The following is a 23,828-nucleotide window of genomic DNA, read 5'->3' on the forward strand; positions in this document are numbered from 1 at the left end:
TGATGCAAAAATTGCTTGCATTGGACTAACAAAAATAGCAATGCTATTCCTAATCTTTACTAAAATACTGTGCATAATCACGTGGTTTAATATTAATCACGTTTGTACCTAAATGTAAGTCATATTTGAGGTGATTAGCAATGATGCAAAATGCCTCCGTAAGATGAGTAAGTTATCGTGAAAAAACAGAAATTAACGCTAATGCATGTGCTGACTACATCAGTACTACTCTCTATGAGCTCATTGAGCTTTGCAGAATTAATTAATCATGCTAATTCTGCACCGGGGCAGGCGAGCATCAGTTGGTCATCTGAAGATGCAAGCCAATTCTTAAATAATGATAGTCTCAAAGCTTCTACTTCCTCATCAGAAGAGTATACACCTCAAGCAACAACCACGATTACAACAACAATTCGTAAATCTACAGGCCCTGCGACCTCAACATCACCAACCTCTCAGATTCTTGATAACAGTCGCTATAGTAATCAACCTTCTGTGAACGCGCGTGCAGCATTGGTCATGGATGCAAATACGGGTGAGGTCTTATTTAGTAAGAACACGAATACTGCTCTACCGATTGCGTCTGTTACAAAATTAATGACAGCTGTTGTGATCGCAGATGCACAATTAAATATGTCTGAAAATATTACGCTGCAAAGCATTGATTTTGCAGGTGCGGGTGGTAAAAACTCAAGCTCGACATTGCGTGTAGGTGACACAATGAATCGTGCTGAAGCCTTATTATTCGCTTTAATGAAATCTGAAAACCCTGCAGCTGCGGCTTTGGCTCGAACATATCCAGGAGGTCGTGCGGCTTTCGTCTCTGCTATGAATAATAAAGCACGTGCCTTAGGGATGCATTCATCTAAATTTACTGAGTCTACAGGTCTAGATCCTCGCAATGTTGCTTCTGCGCGGGACTTGGGCATCTTGGTGAGTACCGCATCACAGTACGGTCTTATTCGTCAATTTTCTACGACGCCAACCTATGATTTTAACCTCGGTTATCGTGTGTTGAAATCGAACAATACGAACTCTCTCGTTCGTAACGGTGGCTGGAATATTAACATTTCAAAGACGGGATTTATTAATGAGGCTGGGCGTTGTGTGGTGATGCATACGACTTTGAATAATCGTCCAGCTGTAGTTGTGCTTTTAGGGGCAAGCAATACTCAAGCTCGTAATGATGATGCTGTTCGCTTAATGCGTTGGACCAGTCAGTTACCACGTGCGATCTAGACCATAAATAAAAAACCCTGCATCTGCAGGGTTTTTTATCATGCAATCTTACATATTAGACAAAATTGAATCGCGTACTTGATCCATTGTTGCATCAATAGAAAGCATAACAGCATCAGAACATTGTTTGATTGCAGTATCAGGATCTTTAAGACCATTACCTGTTACAGTACAAACGATGACTGAACCTTCAGCAATTTTACCCGCTTTAATATCGCGGATTGCACCACCAATCGAAGCTGCAGACGCAGGCTCAACAAATACACCTTCATACATGGAAAGCAAACGTTGAGCTTCTAAGATTTCAGCATCTGTTAATTCATCAAACCAACCTTGAGAGTCACGTACTACCGCTTTCGCATGGTTCCAGCTTTGTGGGTTACCAATACGGATTGCTGTTGCAACAGTTTCAGGGTTTTGAACAGGTGCACCACGTAAGAATGGTGCTGCGCCAGAAGCTTGATAGCCAACCATCGTCGGTAAACCTTCAGGTTTAGGACCAGTGAATTGATCAGTTTCAGCATCATAAATTACTTGCTCAAATTGATCCGCAGGTTGGTTTGCAACAGCTTCTGTATAACCCATCCAGTGTGCAGTGATGTTACCTGCGTTGCCTACTGGTAAGCAGTGATAGTCAGGTGCACGACCTAATTCATCAACGATTTCGTATGCAATCGTTTTTTGGCCTTGCAAACGGTAAGGGTTGATTGAGTTTACGATAGTTACAGGGGCTTGGTCAGCAACTTCTTTAACAAGGCGCATACCGTCATCGAAGTTACCACGAATTTGCATTGTGATCGCACCATACATCATTGCTTGAGCCATTTTACCCATTGCAATTTTGCCTTCTGGAATTAAAACGAATGCTTTAATACCAGCGCGAGCAGCATAAGCGGCAGCGGCAGCAGAGGTATTACCTGTAGATGCACAGATAATCGCTTTAGAGCCTTCTTCAACCGCTTTAGTGACTGCCATGGTCATACCACGGTCTTTAAATGAACCAGTCGGGTTTAAGCCTTCGTACTTCACATAAATTTCAACATTTTTGCCAATTAAACGTGGAATATTCGCAAGCTTAATCAGTGGTGTATTACCTTCGCCTAGGGAGATTGCACGAGTAGTTGCAGACACTGGTAAACGGTCGCGATAACGGTCAACTAAACCAGTGTAACGATTGGCATTAGACATGATGATGTTCCAATTGTGTGTAGAGCTGGAGAGGGCAGCAGTACCCTCTACCCGAGATGATTAATTATCAAGCGATTCTAAACGAATTCGTACAATTTCGCCATGGATGACGGGTAATGCTTGAATTTGTGAAAGCGCTTCATCCATTTTTGATTCAACAATAGGATCTGTCAGAATCACGATAGGAATAAGGTCTTTTAAGCGAGGTTGCTGCATAATGGCATCAATACTGATTCCTGCACGACTCAAGATCGTAGTAACTTCAGCAAGTACACCCGTTTGATCTTCAGCATTAATGCGGATGTAGTAACCCGTTGTCATTTCTTCACGACTTAGAATTGGTAAGTCTGTGAGTGCTTCAAATGCTAATTGTGGAATAGTTCCAGCACCGTCTTCAGTATAAGAAATGTCACGAACGATATCGACAACGTCAGCGACTACGGCAGAAGCAGTTGGACCAGCACCAGCACCAGCACCATAATATAAAGTTGGGCCGACTGCGTTCGCTTGTACGAGAACAGCATTTTTAACGCCGTTTACATTTGCGATCAACTGATCATCTGGAATGAGCGTTGGGTGAACACGTAGTTCAATGCCTTTTTCTGCACGACGTGCAATACCTAAATGCTTAATACGGAAGCCAAGATCTTCAGCATACTTCACATCTTGTGCAGTAACTTTACCAATTCCTTCAGTAAAAACTTTATCAAATTGAAGTGGAATACCAAATGCACAAGAAGCAAGAATGGTTAACTTGTGAGCAGCATCAATCCCTTCTACATCAAAGGTTGGATCTGCTTCAGCGTAGCCAAGTTCTTGCGCTTCTTTCAAAACGTCAGCAAAAGCACGTCCTTTTTCACGCATTTCACTTAGAATAAAGTTGCCTGTACCATTAATGATGCCTGCAAGCCACTCGATTTTATTGGCAGCTAAGCCTTCACGAATTACTTTGATAATTGGAATACCGCCAGCAACAGCTGCTTCATAGGCGATCTGCACAGCATTGTCTTCAGCAAGTTTAAATAATTCGTTACCATGTTCAGCTAAAAGCGCCTTATTGGCAGTGACAACTTGTTTGCCATGAACAATTGCTTCTTTGATGACTTCATAAGCAGGGTGAATACCACCCATGACTTCAACAACAACATCAACATCAGGTTGACGAACGATATCAAGAAGGTCGGCACTTTGTTTAACTGAGTCTGGAAGATTTAAATCTGGGCGAGGGCGACGAGTACCCACATAAGTAATTTGAATTTCACGACCGGTGCGACGTCTAATTTCAGCAGCGTTTTCTTGTAATAGTTTAAGGGCACCACCACCTACGGTTCCTAGACCGAGTATTGCCAGACGAACTGGTTTCACGTCACACTCCAAAAAATATGTAAAATTTTATTGAACCTAGATCATAGCTAAAAAAAGAGGCAGACTCTAGGGTCAATCGAGTTAAATATTGATGTATAAAAAGCAGTAATTTATCTCATAAATATTAGTTATTTAAGCTACGTAGTATTTCATCTGCTGTCATGTATCCACCAAGATAAACACCTTCTGAGCTGTAAATTGCAGGCGTTCCATTTACACCCATTTTTAAACCCATTTGGTACTGATCTTTAACAGGATTTTCACAGTTGGCATTGTCCAATTGTTGACCTGCAATAGCTTGATCAAATGCGGTTCTACGATCCTTACTACACCAGACACTTTCCATTGCTGGGAAATATTGTTCTCCACGTGGCCACGCGATATAACGAACTTCAATTCCTTTAGAATTGATTTCATCCATATGTTCATGCAATTTATGGCAGTAAGGGCAGCTGATATCTGTAAAAACGTAAACGATATGTTTGGTTTTAGATTTAGCTGGATAAATAATGAGATCTTCAGCTTTTAACTGGCTTAGTAACCCTTTACTCAATGCCGACTGGAAGGATTGTCCAATATCTTCAACTTTTTTATTACCTAAACGTAGTAAATCACCTTGGAAAATATATTGACCATCTGCAGTAGTGTATACCGCAGTCATACCCTCTAAATTGACCCAGTAAAGATTTGGTACTTCGGTTGGTTTAATGTCTATAATTTTGGCATTGATATTTGCGGTTTTAAAATTTTTCTCTAACTTTTGAATCAAGCGTTGTTGCGCATTTCGCTCAGTTAAATTTGATGCTTGGCCGGTTGCTGGAGCAGTTGCCGTTAAAGTACCATCTGATTTTTGTGTGTCTTCAGACTTGGAGCATGCATACATAAAAAGCGTCGTTGCAAGGGTAGAAACGAATAAAATTTTCGAACGGGTAAATAACATAAACAACCCTTTTAAAGTTTTCAGCATTATTTTTACTGCGCTAAGCATAACAAAAAATATTCTCAAATCCTAAATTATAGCTCAGTGCTACAAAATTCAGATCGATGACTTAGCCACGGGGATGATGCTGAGCATGAAGTTGTTGCATGCGAATTTGTGCAACATGCGTATAAATTTGGGTTGTCGATAAATCACTATGCCCTAAGAGCATTTGTACCACTCGGAGATCTGCACCATGATTGAGCAGGTGAGTTGCAAAAGCATGTCTTAATGTATGGGGGGATAGCTCTGTAGGTATACCTGCTTGGAGGGCATAACGTTTGATGGCATACCAAAAGTTTTGACGGCTCATAATCCCGCCATGTTGGGTCAGGAATAAGTAATCTGTAGCACTTTTATGGAGTTGGGGGCGAGCTTCTGCTAAGTATTTTTCAATCCATTCCACAGCAATTTGCCCCAAAGGAACTAAACGCTCTTTATTTCCTTTGCCCAAAATTCGCAAAAAACCCTGATTGAGATTGATGTGATCTATTCTTAAATTAATCAGTTCGCTCACGCGTAAACCACAAGCATAAAGGACTTCAAACATCGTGCGATCACGCAAGCCTAACGCTGTGTTTGTATCTGGTGCTTGAATGAGTGATTCAACATCTTGCTCAGATAAATCTTTAGGTAACGCTCGTCCTAACTTGGGTGTTTTGTGCGCTGCTATAGGATTATCTGTTCTTAAATTTTGCTCTCTTAAAAATTTATAAAAAGACCGAAGTGCCGATAAAGTGCGAGCAATTGATCGAGGACTTTTCCCTTGTTTGGTGAGCTCAATCAGTACATCTGAAATATCATCATGTGACCATAAGGTCATGGGGCTGGTTAACAGAGTACTGCATTGGACTAAATCTGTGAGATAAGCATTTCGGGTGTGCGGACTAACAGACTGAGCGATTAAATAATCCCGAAATCCGTATAAGAACGAAAGTTGTTCTGGAATTTGAATGGGGGTAGGAATTCGAGGTTTCTTATTAATCATATGGATATTCGATTGAGAAATTCGATTGATTTAATTGAGATTATCTAATGTAGTGTAATTTTCTATGCATGTCGATGTGTTATAAGAAGATGCGAATCATTCTTGATGAGAGTGCGGTAATAATTCTCATTTGTATGTATACTGTTCAAAATTTTTTAGGGTTAGGTACGGTGCGTTTATCTGATTTGAAAGTCAAACAATCTGCCATCATTACGCAAGTGCATCGCACTGTAGATGGTACTTCTACAGATATGGTGGCAAGTCGTTTAGAAACGCTAGGATTTGTTGCCGGAACTAAAGTACAAGTCATTACGAAAGGACTGTTTGGTGGCGAACCAATTCTCATTCAAGTGGGTTTTACTCGCTTTGCCTTAAGAAAAAATGAAGCAGAAAAAATTGAAATAGAAGGAGTGTCGGCATGAGCGATGCGTTGCGTGTTGCCCTTGTTGGTAATCCTAACTGTGGTAAAACTTCATTATTCAATCATTTGACTGGAACACGCCAAAAAGTAGGTAACTATGCAGGTGTAACCGTTGAGCGAAAAATTGGTCATTTCACGCTAAACTCAGGTAAAGCGGTTCGTGTTTTAGACTTGCCAGGAACGTATAGTTTAGACGCAACTAGTCCAGATGAAGAAATCACCCGTGATGTTGTTTATGGGAAAATTGCGGAAGAAGGTCGTCAAGATGCATTTTTATGCGTTGTAGATGCAACCAATCTGAAGTTGCACCTTGGTTTAGTTTTGGAGTTGATCCAATTGGGTCGTCCAATGCTACTCGTGCTTAACATGATGGATGAAGCTCGCCGTCGTGGAATGCAAATCAATACTCAGAAGCTTTCTGAGCGCTTAGGCATTCCAGTTGTAGAAACGGTTGCTGTACGTCGCTCAGGTATTGAAAACCTGATGAATGCGCTAGATCATGGCAAATATGCTGTTCCTCAAACTGAGCTGACAGGTTTGAAAGGATCTGATCACGACAAAGTTGAAGCGATTGTCAAAGATGCCGTTCAATTTGTTGAATTTGATGATAAACGTTCAGTTTTTCTCGATAAAATCTTTCTGCACCCTGTATTTGGTCTATTCAGTTTAGCGGTGATGATGTTCGTCATTTTCCAAGCAGTTTTTGCTTGGGCGGCACCCTTCATGGATGGTATTGAGACGTTCTTTGGCTGGTTGGGTGAAGTTGTTGGCGAGAATATTGCCCATCCATTACTCAATAGTTTAGTGGTTGATGGAATTATCGCGGGTGCTGGTGGTGTAGTTGTCTTTTTGCCTCAGATTCTCATCTTATTCTTCTTTATCTTGGTGCTTGAAGAATCAGGTTATTTACCCCGAGCGGCATTCTTACTTGATAATTTGATGTATAAAGCAGGTCTTTCGGGACGTGCGTTTATTCCATTACTGTCGAGTTTTGCGTGTGCAATTCCTGGAATCATGGCATCAAGGACTATTAGTGATCCAAGAGACCGTTTGACCACGATCTTTGTTGCACCATTGATGACTTGTTCAGCTCGTTTACCCGTTTATGCGTTGTTGATTGCAGCTTTTGTGCCTTCTCAAACGGTTTGGGGACTATTTAACCTTCAAGGTTTAGTGCTGTTCGGTCTATATATGGCAGGGATTGTGAGTGCACTGATCGTATCGTTTGTGTTGAAGTTTTTCCAAAAAGATAAATCTCAACATATGCTATTGATGGAACTTCCAAGCTATCGTTTTCCAGATTTGAAAAATGTGTGGATTGGTTTGCTTGATCGAGCAAAAATCTTTTTAAAGCGAGTCGGTGGAATCATCTTTGCGCTTTCTATTTTATTATGGTTCTTGTGCACATTCCCACAACCACCTGAGGGTGCAACATTACCTGCGATTGATTATTCATTTGCGGGGATGTTAGGTCATTTGATGCAACCAATCTTTGCGCCATTAGGCTTTAATTGGCAGATTTGTATTGCCTTAATTCCAGCCATGGCTGCGCGTGAAGTTGTCGTTGCTGCTTTAGGCACGGTGTATGCTTTGTCTGCTGTTGATGAGGATGCGATGTCGGAAGGCTTGGCATCACTGATTAGTAGTGGTGGGGATTTGGGCTGGTCTTTAGCAACAGGATTATCACTTTTGGTCTGGTTCATTTATGCACCACATTGTTTGGCGACATTAGCGACAGTGAGACGCGAAACAGGTTCTTGGAAGACAGTTGGCTTTATGACCGTCTATTTATTTGGTTTAGCGTACTTTATGTCGTTCTTGACCTATCAAGTCGCGACCAGCGTGTTAGCTTAAATCTGAAGAGTTGAGGAGACTGAGATGATTGAAATTCTAATTATTACGGCATTGGTCCTTTGGAGTGCATTGATCGTATTCAAAAAGGTTTTTCCACAGACGTCAAATTCAGTCTTTATGAAACTATCAGATGCCACGGAAAGAAAAGGGTGGAAGGCACTATCAAAGTGGCTTAAACCCAAAATGACTGCTGGATGTGGCGGAAATTGCGCTTGTCCTGTTTCAGACAAGGAAACACCCAAGTTAAACCCTCAAGCTGTGAAATGGAAGTAGTTTACTTCAATAAAAAAACCGCCTAAATTGGCGGTTTTTTTACGCATGGACACAAAATAATGTCAAGATTATGAAATCAAAAAAAGCATTCAAAGCAGCAAAGTGCTAACATTTCGGCAGTTTCTAATTAGACTAAAATATGGGGCAGAAATGTTAATACAGCGTGGTGGATTAAAAGTTGTCGCAGGACTCGGAATTTCGGGTGTTGCTGCGGTAAATTTTCTACATGAAAAAGGCTATCACGTTGCAGTAACAGATTCGAGGACCTCTCCACCTGGACATGATCAAATTCCACCTGAAGTCCAAACTAGCTTTGGGAAATTTGACGAAGAAATGTTGTTGTCTGCTGAGGAAATTATTATCAGTCCAGGGCTTGATCCTAAACTGCCAGTGATTCAAACAGCACTTGCACAAGGCATTCCTGTTGTCAGTGAAATTCAAATTTTACGACGTGCGACTGAAAAGCCTATTGTTGCAATAACAGGTTCTAATGCAAAAAGCACAGTGACCACCTTGATCGGCTTAATGGCGAAATATGCAGGCAAGAAAGTCGCTGTAGGGGGGAATTTAGGACGTCCAGCCTTAGATTTAACCAAAGATGATCCAGAGCTATATATCTTAGAACTATCCAGTTTCCAATTAGAAACTACATCGAACTTAAATGCTGAAGTTGCTGTCGTCTTAAATATGAGCGAAGACCATCTCGATCGTCATGGCGATATGATGGGATATCACACTGCCAAACATCGTATTTTTCAAGGTGTCAAGAAAGTGGTCTTCAATCGGGATGACTCTTTGACACGTCCTTTAGTACCTGATGCAACGCCAATGCAGAGTTTTGGGCTCAATGCACCAGATATGAATCAGTATGGTGTACTCAGAGATACTGATGGCACGATGTGGTTAGCAAGGGGGCGTGAACGTTTATTGAAAAGTTCTGAGATGTATATTCAAGGGACACACAATGTCGCAAATGCACTTGCGTGTTTAGCCTTAGGTGAAGCGATAGGTCTACCATTAGAGGTCATGCTGGAAACTTTGAAAACCTTCAAGGGGTTGGAACATCGCTGCGAATTTGTCAAAGAAGTGCAAGGTGTTCGTTATTATAACGACTCAAAAGGTACAAATATTGGGGCAACCTTAGCAGCATTAGACGGCTTAGGTGCGGCGATCGCAGTACAGAAAGCTAAAGTTGCCATCATTTTAGGTGGTCAAGGTAAAGGGCAAGATTTTACTGCTTTAAGAAAATCATTAACGGAATTTGCAAAACTCGCGGTACTCATTGGTGAAGATGCGCCAGTGATTGAACAAGCAATTCAAGGCACAACCACAATTCTTCACGCTACATCATTAGAAGAAGCAGTAAAATTATGCCAAGCAAATACACAGCAACATGATGTGGTATTGCTTTCGCCGGCATGTGCAAGTTTTGATATGTTTACTGGCTATCCACAACGCGGACATCAATTTGTTGCTTGTGTGAATGCGCTGCACGAAGAACAATAAGGACGAAGATATGGCTGAGTCAGCTCAGACAACGATTGATAAAGTGAATAAAATTTACCAACGTTGGTTACCACGTATTCCAAGTGAAATTACATCAAGGAATGTTCTAATTTTTTGTGTGATTGCACTGCTCTGTATTGGAACGGTGATGGTTGGTTCAGCTTCTATGCCTTACGCAGAAAGATTGCATGAAAATCCATTCCACTATGTCATCCGCCATGCCATATCCATCGTGGTTGCGTTTGTCGCAGCAATTTTGGTTTATCGTGTTTCGTTAAATACCTGGTTTAATAACACATTTCCGTTATGGATGATGACTATGGCATTGCTTGTCGCGGTGTTATTAGTCGGTTCGGAAGTGAACGGTTCGACGCGTTGGATTCGAATCGCAGGATTTACCTTCCAGCCTACTGAAGCTGCGAAAGTGATGATGGCTATTTTTACTGCAGATTATGTTGTCCGTCGGGCAGAAGAAGTGCGGAATAATGTGAAAGGGCTGGCACGGTTAGCAACAGTAATGCTATGTACAGTTGGTTTGATTATTGCTGAACCTGACTTGGGTGCAACGGTAGTGGTTGCCTTAACGATGTTAGGGGTGTTCTTTCTTGCAGGTGCGCCACTAATCCAGTTTGGTATTGCATTGGGTGCCATTATCATGGCATTTGTAGTGCTGGTTGTGTTCGAGCCTTATCGTTTCGAGCGTTTAATGTCTTTTACCAATCCATGGGCAGATCCTTTAGGTTCTGGTTATCAGCTTTCAAATGCGCTTATGGCCTTTGGACGTGGTGAATGGTTAGGGGTAGGCTTAGGCCATAGTATTCAAAAAATGTCTTATCTCCCTGAGGCGCATACGGACTTTATGTTGGCTATTTTGGCAGAAGAGTTCGGTTTCATGGGCATTACGGTTGTTCTCGCACTGTCATTTCTTATGGTGGGTGCGTGTATTCGAATTGGGCATCGTGCCATTCAACATCAATTCTTGAGAGCGGGTTATTTGGCTTACGGGATTAGCATTATTTTTGTTCTGCAAATTATGGTAAATGCTGGCATGAATATGGGGCTGCTCCCAACAAAAGGTTTAACTTTACCATTTATTAGTTATGGTGGTTCATCTCTGATTATGTGTGCTGTCATGGTCAGTTTAATGCTGAAAATTGAAGCAACAACCCAAGAAAAGAATCAGGCTAAGGAAGTATCTAGCTTTTAAAATACACGATTGTATCTTAAGCATTCAAATCTGATGATGGTGGAGTACTATTTTGCTGCAACACCATTGTTGGCATATGTGTGCCACAGTTTAAACAGGTGACTTGACCAGATTTGGGTTTTGATAGTGGAATCAATGGAATAAAAAATAAAGAAAAATAATTGCGTTGTTGTTTAATTTCATAATTGCTATGTGTACGACAGACTGGGCATAGAAATTGCCCCTTTTCCGTTTTGATGGTTTTAGGTCCTACCCCAAAAATAAAAAACATAATGAACTCCTGATTAATCTAGCTAAATGGAATTCAAAAACATTTTCAGCTGAATAACAAGCATGATTGTGTATGGACACTATTCAAAAACACCTTGTATGGTGGTGCCAACTGGAATTTTCTTACGATCCCATTGTTGAATTGCCTGTAGAAGCATGCGATTTGGTTGATCTAGATCAACTGGATCTTGTCCTAATGCGTGAATAGCTTTGTTCAAGAGTTGGGGGGCTTGGGTGAGATCAAGTGCTACAGCTAAATTTTGCTTAGAAAGCTTTGTACCATCTTTATTCATTGCTAGGGGCAAATGCATATACTGAAGTTCAGGGTAGCCCAATAATCGCCCTAACCAAATTTGTCGTTCAGTGTTATCCAGCAAATCAGCACCACGCACAACATGAGTCATTCCTTGTAGATAATCATCCACAACCACGGCGAGCTGATAATTAATAATACCGTCGCGACGTTTAAGAACAAAATCTCCTAATTCATTGGTCAAATTAGAGCAATGCTGACCTTGTAAAAGATCCTCAAAACAAATCAACTCGTCTGATGTTTTAACCCGAATGGCTTGTTGATCGTGTGGTAGTTTTAAATCGCGGCAAGTACCGCTATAGATATGATTAGAGCCTAAGATTTTGCGTGTACATTGGCAGGCATAGGTGAGGTCACGTTGCTGAAGATCATTTAAGACAGATTCATAGATGTTTAAACGGTCTTTTTGAAAGATAATTTCGTCATCAAACTCGAAACCGAAAGCTTCAATACATGACAAGATATGTTCATCACTACCAGGATATATGCGAGGGATGTCTGTATCTTCAATTCGTACAACCCATTTGCCTGCATGAGATCTTGCTTCACAATAGCTTGCAACAGCTGTAATGAGTGATCCAAAATGAAGAGGGCCGGTTGGCGATGGCGCAAACCGACCCACATAAGCCATCCTGTTGTCCCCCTCCTTTATCAAAGGAGGGGTTAGGGAAGGATTATTAAATAACATGATTAACCGTTATTTTGTTTCTCTTTAATTTCAGCTAAAGTTTTGCAATCAATGCAAAGCGTCGCTGTTGGACGAGCCTCTAAACGACGTAAGCCAATTTCGATCCCACAGGTTTCACAGAAACCATAGTCATCATTTTTGATTGCTTCGATAGATTGTTCAATTTTGCGAATTAACTTGCGTTCACGGTCACGAGTACGAAGCTCAATCGCAAACTCTTCTTCTTGCGTTGCACGGTCATTTACATCAGGCAATGCAGTATTTTCATCTTGCATTGTATTTAATGTTCGATCCACTTCTGACATTAACTCGTCTTTCCATGCCAATAAAATTTGACGGAAATGCTCAAGTTGACCTTCAGACATGTATTCTTCATTTTTTTTCGGCTGATAAGGCTCGATGCCAAATAGACTCGCTGTAGTACCGCCTTCGGAAGTCTTTGGCTTGGTCTTACGCACGCGTTTTACTTTTTCAGCAACTACGTTGTTTTCTTCCAAGACTTGATTTTGGTTGTCATTCGCCATAAAGGGCATTCCTCATCATATGCGTGTTTGCGTACGCAAAAAATATGGTGATATGCAAGTGTTTTTATCGCTTCCGATAGATTGTTGCTATCGGGGGCGTCATCATATAGATTTTTTATCAAAGATGAAAGCTATGAATATCTGTTTTGGACTGTTCAGATTCCATTCGGACAGATAACTTAATCCAAAACACTTTAAAAGAAAAGCTAATAACCTGAAATTTCTTTATTAATATTTTGCGCAAAATTTTGTAGGCGATGAACACGTGTTTCAAAGCTACCATCAGCTTTCAATAGCAGGCTGCGATAGCCTGGTGCAAGGTCATCAAAGGCAAAATCTTCAGTCTTTGGTTTAAACTGAACAGAGGTGGAAGGCGTTGATAAAAATTGAATATTTTTCCAGACATTCAACGAATCTTGGTGCACATGTCCAAAGATCACTGCTTGAATCTGTTGATACTCTGCCATGATCTGTGTCAATTGATCTGAATTTTTTAAGATGTGTCGATCAATCCACTTGGAATTCATTTCAAGTGGGTGATGATGACACGCCAAAATGACTGGGTGCTGCTGTGTTTCCTGAAGAATCATTGATAAATGATTCAATTGTTCTGCTTTAATCCAACCATCTACTTTGTGGGGCACAGCACTATTTAATAGGACGATTTTCCACGTTTCGAAAGTTAACACGGCCGGTATAGGATCAGGCGCTGCAAAAGGAAAATATTCGGCATCATCATGATTCCCTGGAATTTGATAAAACGGAATATTCAAATTTTTCATGAAACTCAAATATCGCTGATAAGTTGCCTCATGTGGTACCTGTGCCAAGTCACCTGTATGAATAATCGCATCAATGTCTTGATAGCGATTTAAAATATCATTGATCACTGCATGAAAACTTTGTTCAGGATTTATCTGAACAAACGGCGTGTCAGGATGATCCATGAGATGAGTATCGGTAATTTGGATAATGAGCTGATCATTTTTATTCTGTTTGATTAAAGGCGTCATAAATTACCTCAGCGCTATAGAGGTAGTGGCAATGTGCTGTTTGAGCCATTGCAGAGCCATGATGACAGGTGCATTACACAATCGTTTGGATGCCAATAATGGTTCAAGATCTGAATAAGCTAAGATATGCAGTTGGATATTCTCACCTTCATCTGGCATACCATGAATACCGCCTAGCTCAGGAAGATCTGCTTCTGCAACATACAAATGAAAAACTTCATCGCACGCACCAGCAGAAGGGTAGAAGGTAAATAAATGTTCCAGATTACGAATTTCACAACCAGATTCTTCTAAACTCTCACGCTGAATGCATGTTTCAGGTGATTCATCGCCATCTAATACGCCTGCAATGATTTCTAGTTGCCATGGGGAGATAGGATCATCGATTGCACCAATTCGGAATTGTTCAATCAGTGCAAAGCGCTTGAGTGCATCATTGTAGATGAGTACACCAGCAGCTTCTTTTCGATGCACTAATTCACGATGAATTGTTGGGGTATAAGTATTCTCACCAAATAAACGATGTGTGATGCTCACTTTCTCTATACGAATGAATCCTTGATAAAGGGATTCGCGAGAATGGACCTTAAAATCTTTATTATTGTAAGTAGCTTTTTCAAGAATTTTCATTCGTATACGTTAGGACAAAAATTTATTTCATCCTAACTGAGATTGCATTAAAGAAAAACAGATTTTTTAATTTTTACAGCTTCTGATACAACTTTTGTCCTTGCTTATGATACTCATTTTTCATGGCGTTGAGACCTGATTCAATCTCTTGATTTAACTTGAGATCTAGGTTGTCAGACTGCTGATTTTGAGCGTATTCACGCACATTTTGGGTAATCTTCATTGAGCAAAATTTAGGTCCACACATCGAACAGAAATGCGCTGATTTATGTGCCTCTTTCGGCATGGTTTCATCATGCATACTACGTGCCGTATCAGGATCTAAACTTAAATTAAATTGATCTTCCCAACGAAACTCAAAACGTGCTTTTGAAAGCGCATTATCACGGACTTGAGCACCTGGGTGTCCTTTGGCGAGGTCTGCAGCATGTGCTGCAATTTTATAGGTGATAATGCCATCTTTGACGTCCTTTTTATTGGGTAGACCTAAATGCTCTTTAGGTGTTACGTAACAAAGCATCGCTGTTCCATACCAACCGATCATGGCTGCACCAATTGCTGACGTAATATGATCATAACCAGGTGCAATATCTGTTGTTAATGGTCCTAATGTATAAAAAGGTGCTTCTTTGCAAACCTCAAGTTGTAAATCCATATTTTCTTTAATCATATGCATAGGAACATGACCAGGACCTTCAATCATGACTTGCACATCGTGTTCCCAAGCTCGATGGGTTAATTCTCCTAATGTACGCAGTTCAGAAAATTGGGCTTCGTCATTGGCATCTTGAATGCACCCAGGGCGTAAACCATCACCTAAGCTGAATGAGACATCATAGGCTTTCATGATCTCGCAGATTTCATCAAAATGGGTGTATAAGAAATTTTCTTTATGATGTGCAAGACACCACTGTGCCATGATTGAACCGCCGCGTGAAACGATGCCCGTTAAGCGATTGGCTGTGAGAGGAACATAGCGTAATAAAACACCAGCATGAATCGTGAAGTAATCAACCCCTTGCTCAGCTTGTTCGATTAAAGTGTCTTTAAAAATTTCCCATGTAAGATCTTCTGCTATTCCATCCACCTTTTCTAATGCTTGATAAATCGGAACAGTTCCAATAGGTACAGGGGAGTTTCGAATAATCCACTCGCGTGTTTCGTGAATATTTTTACCCGTAGATAAATCCATGATGGTGTCAGCACCCCAACGTGTTGCCCATGTCATTTTTGCCACTTCTTCATCAATGGATGAACCCAGTGCTGAGTTGCCAATATTGGCATTGATTTTCACTAGGAAATTTCGTCCGATAATCATCGGTTCGAGTTCAGGATGATTGATATTGGCAGGAATAATGGCACGACCTGCAGCGACTTCTTGGCGTACAAATTCGGGTGTAATTTCTAATAAATTTTTTGCACCAAAGTTTTGACCAACATGTTGGCGAGTATCCACACCTTCGCGCTGTTTTTGGTTTTCTCGAATCGCAATGTATTCCATTTCAGGCGTGATAATACCCTGCTTAGCATAATGCATTTGCGTAACGTTATGTCCTGGTTTAGCTCGACGAGGTTTCTGGATATGTGCGAAACGAATGCCAGCTGTACGAATATCTTGAAGACGTTCTCGCCCAAATTTTGAGCTTAATGTCGCGAGTTGTTCTGTATCTGCGCGCTCTTCAAGCCATGTATCTCTGAGGTTTGGTAGGCCTCGATTTAAATCAATTTGAATCTCAGGGTCGGTATAAACACCTGAAGTGTCATACACCAAAATGGCAGGATTATACTCACCGCCTAAGCCCGTTGGTGTATCGGAGAGTGCAATTTCACGCATGGGTACGCGAATATCTGGACGAGAACCCTGAACATAGACTTTTTTTGACGCTGGTAAAATGCGGGTGAGATCTTGAGCATCTTGCTCATGTTGAGCAGAGAGATCTGTATTTGAAAGATTCGTTAATTGGTTCATTGCAATGATCCTTATGAATGACATCAACGAATCAAGCACGACCAAAAACGGTGGCGGAATTATCCTGAATGAATAACCTAGAACAAAGTTTTTAGATGGCTTGATTCCTACGCAGGTATTAACCTGATCAGGTTCAACGGTACTCACCATCAAAACAATGTTTTAGGTGATCTCAGCGAGTTATTACTCGCGCTCCGTCAAGCGATGCCAAAATATTAACATATAAAGTCCGATTAAAGTCATCAGACTATGATGCATAACAAATTGCGTCTTTAAAGCAATTACGACGATTTTCAAGATCAACAGTTTTTAAGTTTAAATAGTGACTTAGCTGTATAAGAACTTGCGGATTTTGATCAGTCTGATTTGAAGTTAATTTACTTTTTTGTTGTGAATCCAGTTCGATAAATTTTAAGAAAAGTCTCGCTTGATCTGCTAAACGACTATTTTTCATATTTGCGAGTTGTTCGATTTCAGCTAAAGCATCGGGTGCAATTTCAACACGTCCTTCAAAATCATGAGAAACAGGATCATGGTTGAGACCTTTAAATAATAGATTTGAATAAAAATGATAAAGGTACTCTGCATCTAAACGGAAACTGCTTTGAGGATATTTTTTTAGATAATTTTCCCAATACTGGGCACGTCTAGAAATCTCTTTTGCTTCAAGATGAAAATGAGGATCTTCAAATTGTGCTTGCTGATTTTGTTCAGCAAGTTCTTGCATAAATGCTTGTTCTGCCTCAGGGAAATAGGGGGCAAATACTCGTGCTAAATAATATGGGTTTCTTTGATAGGTTGCTTGGTGGTTAATATCGACGAGATCAATATACGCTTGACCTTTATGCCGAAGTAAATATTGATCTCGTGGATGTAATTTTTCAATTTGTGATTGTTGAATCGTCGGAAATTGCGACTGGTCATGAGCATATAAATCAAAAGCTTTTTGCTGATCAGCTGATCGATCTATACTTAAGAAATTTCTATACATGATGTCTGCCAAACCGATCAATTCTTTCTGTTCCTGAAAGGGCATTAAGGGAAGACAAAGTCGAATATCTTGATTGATTTGCTCAATGGCGAATGTAGTCCGTTGAGCAGTTATCCCGAGCATTTCTTTTTTGAGTTTTTGACAAATAAGGTTGAGATCAGGTGTGGTGTTCTGGTTTTGGGTTGGGTTTGGAGATTCAGTAGGTATTTCTTCGGAAATCGGTTTTTGACACGCAGTTAAGCCAAGACTTACGACCATAAGAGTCAATAATTGACGAATAGGCTTAAACGTGTGCAAAAATGACTTCATTGAGATATCAAAATACAGTTAAAGTGTGAAATGAGGCGCAAATAGATTTTCACTTATTTTAAAACCGTACAGTGAAATTTATTGTAGTTGCTTCGCAATCAAGCGTTAAAATAATGTATGAAAAACATACATCAATGTGCATAATTCAAAATAATTCTCCGGATTAAATGAAAAAATAATAAAATTGATACGTAAAAAGCTCGATTAAAGATTATATTTGCAACATCCTATTCTAATTACTTGTTATTCAAATGCTTAAGGTGCTGTGAAGTCATTATCATGAAAAAAACTCTACTTGCAGTCAGTTTAATTGCACTTAGCCCGATGAGCTTTGCATTGAACCTCGTTGAAGCCTATGAGCGAGCAAAGCAAACCGATCCAAATTGGCAAGCCAACGTGTTGCAGTATGAGGCTGACCAGTTAAATATAGGTTTAGCAAAAGGTAATTTGCTGCCGACAGTAACCGTTTCAGGAAATGTGACGCGTAAAAACCAAGATGTAAATCGTTCAAGTACAGAATCGAATCCTTTTTTTAATAGTTCTGACCTGTTGGCATCGACATCGACCACTCGTCAAATTGCGATTACTGCACGACAACCCATTTTCAGAATGGATGCTTGGCAGGGATATAAACAGGTAAAAACCTCAGTTCAACTGAGTGAAGTCACTTTAAAACAGCAACAGCAACAACATATATTAAATGTCTCTGAAGCTTATTTTAATGTACTACGTCAACAGTCTTTAACGCTCACTAACGCTCAAGAAGAAAAAGCATTATTCGAGCAGCTCAATATGATGAATGCCAAACTCAAAGAAGGTTTAGTTGCTGAAAGCGATGTGAGCGAAGCGAATGCACAATATCAAAATGCGCGAGCAAATCGAATTGCGACAGGTGTTCAATTAATCTTGGCACAAGAGCAACTTGCTCAGTTGATTGGACCTTACCAAGAAAAGCTCGCTGTTTTAAGTGATGATTTCGAGTATCAAAAGCCTGTACCGAATATCATGAGTGAATGGACTAAATTAGCTCAAGAACAGAATCTTGAAATTCTACAAGCGCGTTTGCAACGTCAATATGCCAATGATCAGCGACGTGTAGAGCAAGCGGCGCTTTATCCTCAAGTCGAAGCCGTAGCCACTTATGGATATAGTGAACAGTCACCACAAACAGCTATATCGAGTGATGGACAGTTCGATCAGGTGGGTGTAGAAATGAACTGGAATGCCTATACCGGTGGGCGAACTAAAATTAATATTGATAAAGCGACAAAAAATGTTAAAAAGTCGGAACGCCAATTAGAAGCTGCGATACGTAAAGCAACCACAGATGCTAAAAAATCTTACCTACAAATTGATATGGATAGTGCTACATTGCAAGCGCGCAAAGCTGCCATGGATTCTTCAGCATTAGTCGCGAAAGCATCCCAAGCTCAGTATGATGAAGGGCTTAAAAGTATGGTTGATGTGTTGCTTGCGCAAAGAAATGCTTTTGCAACGCGATTAGATTTTGTGAATGCTCAATATGATTATGTGTTGAATGTGTTGAGGTTGAAGGCTTCTGTGGGTCAATTGAATGAAAATGAGCTTCGTCAAATGAATGCATGGTTAGTTGAAAAATAGAATAAATTGATTGTTTTGTCATCAAATATTCACAATTGATATGCTTTAATATGGCAAAAATTTCAATCCATTCACGCTGTGTGGAGTAATAAGACTTTGAGCTCTAATAATCCTGTACTTAGCCACCATATTTCTTCTCAATTTAACGAAGATTTGCAAGATGTCCATACCAAATTTATGGCGATGGGTGGTTTGGTTGAGCAACAAGTTGCTAATGCCATTCATGCTCTTTTAGATACAAATGTGAATTTAGCTGTAGATGTCCAATTTCAGGATAATACGGTAAATCGCTATGAGCGTGAAATTGATGAAGGTTTGACTTTGATTTTAGTGCGTCGCCATCCTGCTGCAAGTGATCTGCGTATGGTGATTGCAATGAGCAAGGCCAATACCGATTTAGAACGTATTGGTGATGAAGCAGCTAAAATTGCACGTATAGCCCAAAATCTATGTGAAGAAGGTGAATCACCTCGTGGTTATATGGAAACACGTCATATCGGTAATCAAGTGCGAGTAATGATTCATGATGCATTGGATGCATTTGCACGTGTTGATGCAGAGCAAGCACTTAAAGTATTGTTGGCTGACGCAGATATCGATCGTGAATATCAATCTGCTACACGTACATTAATGACCTACATGATTGAGGATCCTCGTCATATTTCTCGTGTTCTGAATGTCATGTGGGTGCTGCGTTCTTTGGAGCGTATTGGTGACCATGCGCGAAATATTTCTGAACAAGTGATTTATATGGCTAAAGGCTATGACGTACGACACACCAGTGTGGAAGAGATTGAAGAAAAAGTTCAAGGTAATCATTAAAATAGAATTCATATAATACACAAAAACCTCGAATATCGAGGTTTTTTTATGCGGACACTAAACTTGAGTTCTGTAAAACATATAGACAAAAAAATTCCTAGATTTTGGGGGAAATCTAGGAAGGAAAACTGATGAAACAGTACGCTGTTATTATTATTTGTTCACTCATAATCTTGCTATGAAATAATAATATTCAAATTATGTGTAAAGTTCAGCTGCAAAAGTGTGATTTTGTGTAATTTAATATTTGTAAAATGTAAACCTTATCACACTTTAGTGTCCTATCCAATCCTGCCTATTTCATTAGTTTATGTCAACTATTATGATGATCTAAAAGTATTTTAGAATCTTTCGAAATAAAAAAAGCCCTGATATTCAGGGCTTTTTTAAGTCATACTTATGCAGATTTTGCTTCAGCAGGTGCAGATAACATATGACCTGTTTCTTCGAAATTAGAATGCCAAGAGAGCGCTTCTGTAAGTAGGTGAGGAGTTTGTCCACCTTTAGCACATGCACGATCGAAATAGTCGTTTAATGCATCTTTATACAATGGGTGAACACAGTTATCGATGATTGCACGTGCACGTTCACGCGGTGCAAGACCACGTAAATCAGCAAGACCTTGTTCAGTAACAAGAACGTCTACGTCATGACCTGTGTGATCTACGTGAGATGCCATCGGCACTACAGATGAAATGTCACCGCCTTTAGCGATTGATTTAGTAACGAAGATTGCGATATGCGCATTACGTGCGAAGTCACCTGAACCACCAATACCATTCATCATTTTTGAACCACATACGTGCGTAGAGTTCACATTGCCGTAGATGTCAAATTCAAGCGCAGTATTGATCCCGATAATCCCTAAACGGCGTACCAATTCTGGGTGGTTTGAAATTTCTTGAGGGCGTAATACAAGTTTGTCTTTGTATTGCTCAAGATTATTGAATACTTTTTCACCATAACGTGCAGAAAGTGTAATTGATGAGCCAGAAGCGAATTTCATTTTACCAGCATCAATTAATTCAAAAGTACAGTCTTGAAGTACTTCTGAGTACATGATGAGATCTTCAAAATTCGATTCTTTAAGACCCGTTAATACTGCATTCGCAATTGAACCAATACCTGCTTGTAATGGACCTAAATTTTTAGGAAGACGTTCTTCAGCCACTTCTTTTTCAAAGAATTCGATTAAGTGGTTTGCAATTGCTTGAGTCTCATCATCTGGTGCAGTGACTGTTGATGGAGAATCATGGAATTCGCTGTTAAATACGATGCCAACAATTTTAGCAGGATCGATATTAATTGCATGTGTACCAATACGCTCATCGACTTGAGTGAGTGGAATCGGCTGACGTGTCGGACGATAAGATGGGATATAAATATCGTGCAAGCCTTCGAATGCTGGGCTTAAATTTGTGTTAATTTCAACAATTACTTTTTCTGCAAAGATTGCAAAGCTTGCTGAGTTACCTACTGAAGTCGTTGGAATGATGCCACCATCTTCAGTAATTGCTACAGCTTCGATTACAGCAATATCAGGCTTTTTCAATTGTTTATTACGCATTTGTTCAACAGTTTCTGACAAATGCTGATCAATAAACATTACTTCGCCTTTATTGATCGCCTTACGCAAAGTATTATCAACTTGGAAAGGTAGACGACGAGCCAATACGCCAGCTTCAGTTAACTGTTTATCTAAGTCATTACCCAAAGACGCACCAGTGATTAAAGTGATCTTTAAAGGGTTTGTATGAGCGCGTTTTACCAATGCCAATGGAACTGCTTTAGCTTCACCAGCACGCGTGAAACCACTCATACCTACGGTCATGCCATCTTCAATAAACGTTGAAGCTTGTTCAGCTGAAATGACTTTTTCATGAAGTGACTCTAAACGAATGCGATCTAAAGACATGGTTTACTCTTCTCTTGATATTCTGGATCTGGCACCGATTGTACCGATCAAGCGAGCCATTTTGCATACCTGTTAGGCTAAGGTCTAATTTTTTCAAAAAATGCGGATATAAAGATATATTATGGTTTGTAAGATATTGTTTTTTATTTTTAATTTTCATTGTGGTGAATAATTAAACCAATTCAACCGTTCAACTATTCACCATTCATCAAAATCGTTCGGTGATGGTTTGCCTGATTTTATCTAAGGTGCTATTGGTTGAAATATCAGCAACTTGAGGTGTTGAAAGGGGCAGTAGAATGATAGCTTCAAGACCTCCTTCAGGACGATTATGAATTTTTAATTCACCTTCATGAATATCGACAATTCGTTTTACAATGGCTAAACCAAGACCACTCCCTTGGATGGTACGTGCTTCATTGCCACGTACAAAAGGTTGCATAAGGTCTGCAATTTGATCTTCTGGGATTCCATCACCGTGATCAGCAACACAAATTTTTAGATGATCTCCCTCGACTTTCGCACTTAGCTCAATGGGTTCAGCACCATAACGCTTAGAATTATTAATTAAGTTACCAATTAAGCGCTTGAGGGAAAGCGAACGAGCAGTAATCAGTGGGAGTTCTTCTGGTTCAAAGCGAATATCCAGGGGTTTAAACTGAATAACCAATTCTTGCAAAAGGGTATTGATATTGGTTTCTTTTAGGTCTTCATCTGAACCATCACGCATGTAAGAAATAAACTGATTAAGAATGGCATCCATATCATCCACATCAAAGATTAAGCCTTCTTTCAAGAAGTCATCATCTGACATCATTTCAGCACTCAGTCGAATTCGAGTGAGCGGGGTTCTTAAATCATGTGAAATACCAGCCAACATAATTTGACGATCACGTTCAGTGAGCTCCAATGTATAAATCATATGATTAAAGGCTTGGTTGACTTGGCGGATTTCCAAAGGTCCGTGGTTCGTCTCAAGGTAGGGGGCTTTTCCAGTTTTACTGTAGCTATTTGCTGCATTTTGCAGTCGGCGTAGTGGGCGATTGAGCTGTCTCACTAAAGTTAAGATAATCATGGCTGAAATCAGCGGTACGCCAAGAAACCATGCCAAAATCAATTCGGGGCTATAATTTGCATAAGTTTTTAACGGTTCTTGAACCCAATTCCCGTTCATTTCTGGGGTTTGAATCCAAATACGTGGGCTAGGTTTAAATTGGAAATAGACGGTGACCTCAGGCACGTCGAGCTCTTTGGCCAAACGTTTTTCAACTTGGTTCGTAAAGAATTCAGCAATGACTTTATCGCGCTGGTTGGGGAACGCAGCAGGGTCTGTAACGTATTCAATTCCAACACGCTGTTTTAACCATGTGTCAACATCAAGTTCAGTGTCACCATGAAAAATTCGAAGGTCGGGGTTGTTGATAATTTCGAGTTCAACCGCAAGGTAGCGTGCATGCTGTTGAATCTCTGGTAAATAGAGGGTTTTCCAAAAAAACCAAAGTGACATAAACAGACTAAAGAACACCACAAAAACAACCAAAACTGTTGTTCGCATTGCAGCGGAGCGCGGCTTGATTTTGTCAAGAAAGCGTTCCCATTTCGTTCGTTTTCGCTCTGAATACGCAACAAATTCATTAAATTTTTGTGGGTCAATAGGATCAAGTTTCACGGTCTAACCTGAGAGTTTGGGCTGAAAAAGAATAAGTGCATGTAATTGTTTAATACATAAAATAAAGACCCCGAC

General features: G+C 40.1%; 21 protein-coding genes and 1 riboswitch. Of the genes, 8 read left to right on the forward strand and 13 right to left on the reverse strand.

Going from position 1 to position 23,828, the window contains the following annotated elements; genetic code table 11:
• The first annotated feature begins 177 nt into the window (after positions 1 to 177).
• The gene (locus tag AC1M89_RS07700; RefSeq protein ID WP_143047408.1) at positions 178 to 1,239 is read left to right on the forward strand and encodes a serine hydrolase; all 1,062 of its coding nucleotides are present in this window, start codon (positions 178 to 180) and stop codon (positions 1,237 to 1,239) included.
• A 48-nt stretch (positions 1,240 to 1,287) separates the two neighbouring features.
• Here the strand turns inward: AC1M89_RS07700 and thrC are convergent, their stop codons facing one another.
• The 4 genes from thrC to xerD all read right to left on the reverse strand — a co-directional run bounded on the left by thrC (position 1,288) and on the right by xerD (position 5,759).
• Entirely contained in the window at positions 1,288 to 2,427 is a 1,140-nt protein-coding gene (thrC, locus tag AC1M89_RS07705) for a threonine synthase (RefSeq protein WP_092767330.1), read from the reverse strand.
• 60 nt (positions 2,428 to 2,487) lie between these two features.
• A complete protein-coding gene (locus AC1M89_RS07710; RefSeq protein WP_035263907.1) occupies positions 2,488 to 3,792 on the reverse strand; it encodes a homoserine dehydrogenase in 1,305 nt (434 codons plus the stop codon).
• 124 nt (positions 3,793 to 3,916) lie between these two features.
• Complete coding sequence (locus tag AC1M89_RS07715) at positions 3,917 to 4,732, reverse strand: DsbC family protein (RefSeq protein ID WP_481591490.1); 816 nt, start codon at positions 4,730 to 4,732, stop codon at positions 3,917 to 3,919.
• A gap of 109 nt (positions 4,733 to 4,841) precedes the next feature.
• Complete coding sequence (xerD, locus tag AC1M89_RS07720; RefSeq protein ID WP_481591489.1) at positions 4,842 to 5,759, reverse strand: site-specific tyrosine recombinase XerD; 918 nt, start codon at positions 5,757 to 5,759, stop codon at positions 4,842 to 4,844.
• A 170-nt stretch (positions 5,760 to 5,929) separates the two neighbouring features.
• On the opposite strand from xerD, the gene AC1M89_RS07725 reads away from it, so the two are divergent.
• From AC1M89_RS07725 to ftsW, 5 genes are all read left to right on the forward strand, one after another.
• Complete coding sequence (locus tag AC1M89_RS07725; RefSeq protein ID WP_481591514.1) at positions 5,930 to 6,181, forward strand: FeoA family protein; 252 nt, start codon at positions 5,930 to 5,932, stop codon at positions 6,179 to 6,181.
• Positions 6,178 to 8,034, forward strand: coding sequence for a ferrous iron transporter B (feoB, locus tag AC1M89_RS07730; RefSeq protein WP_481591488.1), 1,857 nt, complete (start codon positions 6,178 to 6,180; stop codon positions 8,032 to 8,034). Before AC1M89_RS07725 ends, feoB begins: the two co-directional genes overlap by 4 nt.
• Before the next feature lie 24 nt (positions 8,035 to 8,058).
• Positions 8,059 to 8,307, forward strand: a complete 249-nt coding sequence (locus AC1M89_RS07735; RefSeq protein WP_481614092.1) for a DUF6587 family protein — start codon at positions 8,059 to 8,061, stop codon at positions 8,305 to 8,307.
• A gap of 150 nt (positions 8,308 to 8,457) precedes the next feature.
• Positions 8,458 to 9,813 (forward strand): UDP-N-acetylmuramoyl-L-alanine--D-glutamate ligase, encoded by a 1,356-nt coding sequence (murD, locus tag AC1M89_RS07740; RefSeq protein WP_481591487.1) that lies wholly within the window; start codon positions 8,458 to 8,460, stop codon positions 9,811 to 9,813.
• Positions 9,814 to 9,823: 10 nt separating this feature from the next.
• Positions 9,824 to 11,020, forward strand: coding sequence for a putative lipid II flippase FtsW (gene ftsW, locus AC1M89_RS07745; protein WP_035263915.1), 1,197 nt, complete (start codon positions 9,824 to 9,826; stop codon positions 11,018 to 11,020).
• Between the two features lie 16 nt (positions 11,021 to 11,036).
• Here ftsW and AC1M89_RS07750 read toward each other — a convergent pair whose 3' ends face one another.
• The 7 genes from AC1M89_RS07750 to AC1M89_RS07780 all read right to left on the reverse strand — a co-directional run bounded on the left by AC1M89_RS07750 (position 11,037) and on the right by AC1M89_RS07780 (position 17,727).
• Positions 11,037 to 11,291 carry a zinc-ribbon domain-containing protein gene (locus AC1M89_RS07750; protein ID WP_481589171.1) on the reverse strand — a complete coding sequence of 85 codons (255 nt, stop codon included), beginning with the start codon at positions 11,289 to 11,291 and terminating at the stop codon, positions 11,037 to 11,039.
• A gap of 79 nt (positions 11,292 to 11,370) precedes the next feature.
• Complete coding sequence (gene gluQRS / locus AC1M89_RS07755; protein ID WP_481591486.1) at positions 11,371 to 12,234, reverse strand: tRNA glutamyl-Q(34) synthetase GluQRS; 864 nt, start codon at positions 12,232 to 12,234, stop codon at positions 11,371 to 11,373.
• Between the two features lie 59 nt (positions 12,235 to 12,293).
• The gene (dksA, locus tag AC1M89_RS07760) at positions 12,294 to 12,815 is read right to left on the reverse strand and encodes an RNA polymerase-binding protein DksA (protein WP_035263919.1); all 522 of its coding nucleotides are present in this window, start codon (positions 12,813 to 12,815) and stop codon (positions 12,294 to 12,296) included.
• Positions 12,816 to 13,021: 206 nt separating this feature from the next.
• Entirely contained in the window at positions 13,022 to 13,828 is an 807-nt protein-coding gene (gene cpdA / locus AC1M89_RS07765; RefSeq protein ID WP_481591485.1) for a 3',5'-cyclic-AMP phosphodiesterase, read from the reverse strand.
• Between the two features lie 3 nt (positions 13,829 to 13,831).
• Positions 13,832 to 14,458: an NUDIX domain-containing protein gene (locus AC1M89_RS07770; RefSeq protein ID WP_481591484.1), complete on the reverse strand. Its 627-nt coding sequence runs from the start codon at positions 14,456 to 14,458 to the stop codon at positions 13,832 to 13,834.
• Between the two features lie 73 nt (positions 14,459 to 14,531).
• Positions 14,532 to 16,427, reverse strand: coding sequence for a phosphomethylpyrimidine synthase ThiC (gene thiC, locus AC1M89_RS07775; RefSeq protein ID WP_481591483.1), 1,896 nt, complete (start codon positions 16,425 to 16,427; stop codon positions 14,532 to 14,534).
• 87 nt (positions 16,428 to 16,514) lie between these two features.
• Positions 16,515 to 16,634: riboswitch (TPP riboswitch) on the reverse strand.
• Positions 16,635 to 16,674: 40 nt separating this feature from the next.
• Positions 16,675 to 17,727 carry a hypothetical protein gene (locus AC1M89_RS07780; RefSeq protein ID WP_481591482.1) on the reverse strand — a complete coding sequence of 351 codons (1,053 nt, stop codon included), beginning with the start codon at positions 17,725 to 17,727 and terminating at the stop codon, positions 16,675 to 16,677.
• Positions 17,728 to 18,006: 279 nt separating this feature from the next.
• On the opposite strand from AC1M89_RS07780, the gene abuO reads away from it, so the two are divergent.
• Together abuO and phoU are read left to right on the forward strand one after the other, a co-directional pair.
• A complete protein-coding gene (gene abuO, locus AC1M89_RS07785) occupies positions 18,007 to 19,347 on the forward strand; it encodes a multidrug efflux outer membrane protein AbuO (protein WP_481591481.1) in 1,341 nt (446 codons plus the stop codon).
• 96 nt (positions 19,348 to 19,443) lie between these two features.
• Entirely contained in the window at positions 19,444 to 20,169 is a 726-nt protein-coding gene (gene phoU / locus AC1M89_RS07790; RefSeq protein ID WP_035263928.1) for a phosphate signaling complex protein PhoU, read from the forward strand.
• A gap of 397 nt (positions 20,170 to 20,566) precedes the next feature.
• On the opposite strand, the gene AC1M89_RS07795 is transcribed toward phoU, so the two are convergent.
• Together AC1M89_RS07795 and AC1M89_RS07800 are read right to left on the reverse strand one after the other, a co-directional pair.
• Positions 20,567 to 22,084 (reverse strand): acetyl-CoA hydrolase/transferase family protein, encoded by a 1,518-nt coding sequence (locus AC1M89_RS07795; protein ID WP_092767310.1) that lies wholly within the window; start codon positions 22,082 to 22,084, stop codon positions 20,567 to 20,569.
• Between the two features lie 208 nt (positions 22,085 to 22,292).
• The gene (locus AC1M89_RS07800; protein WP_092767308.1) at positions 22,293 to 23,753 is read right to left on the reverse strand and encodes an ATP-binding protein; all 1,461 of its coding nucleotides are present in this window, start codon (positions 23,751 to 23,753) and stop codon (positions 22,293 to 22,295) included.
• Positions 23,754 to 23,828: the final 75 nt, after the last annotated feature.

It is taken from the genome of Acinetobacter sp. ANC_7635, from assembly GCF_056779945.1.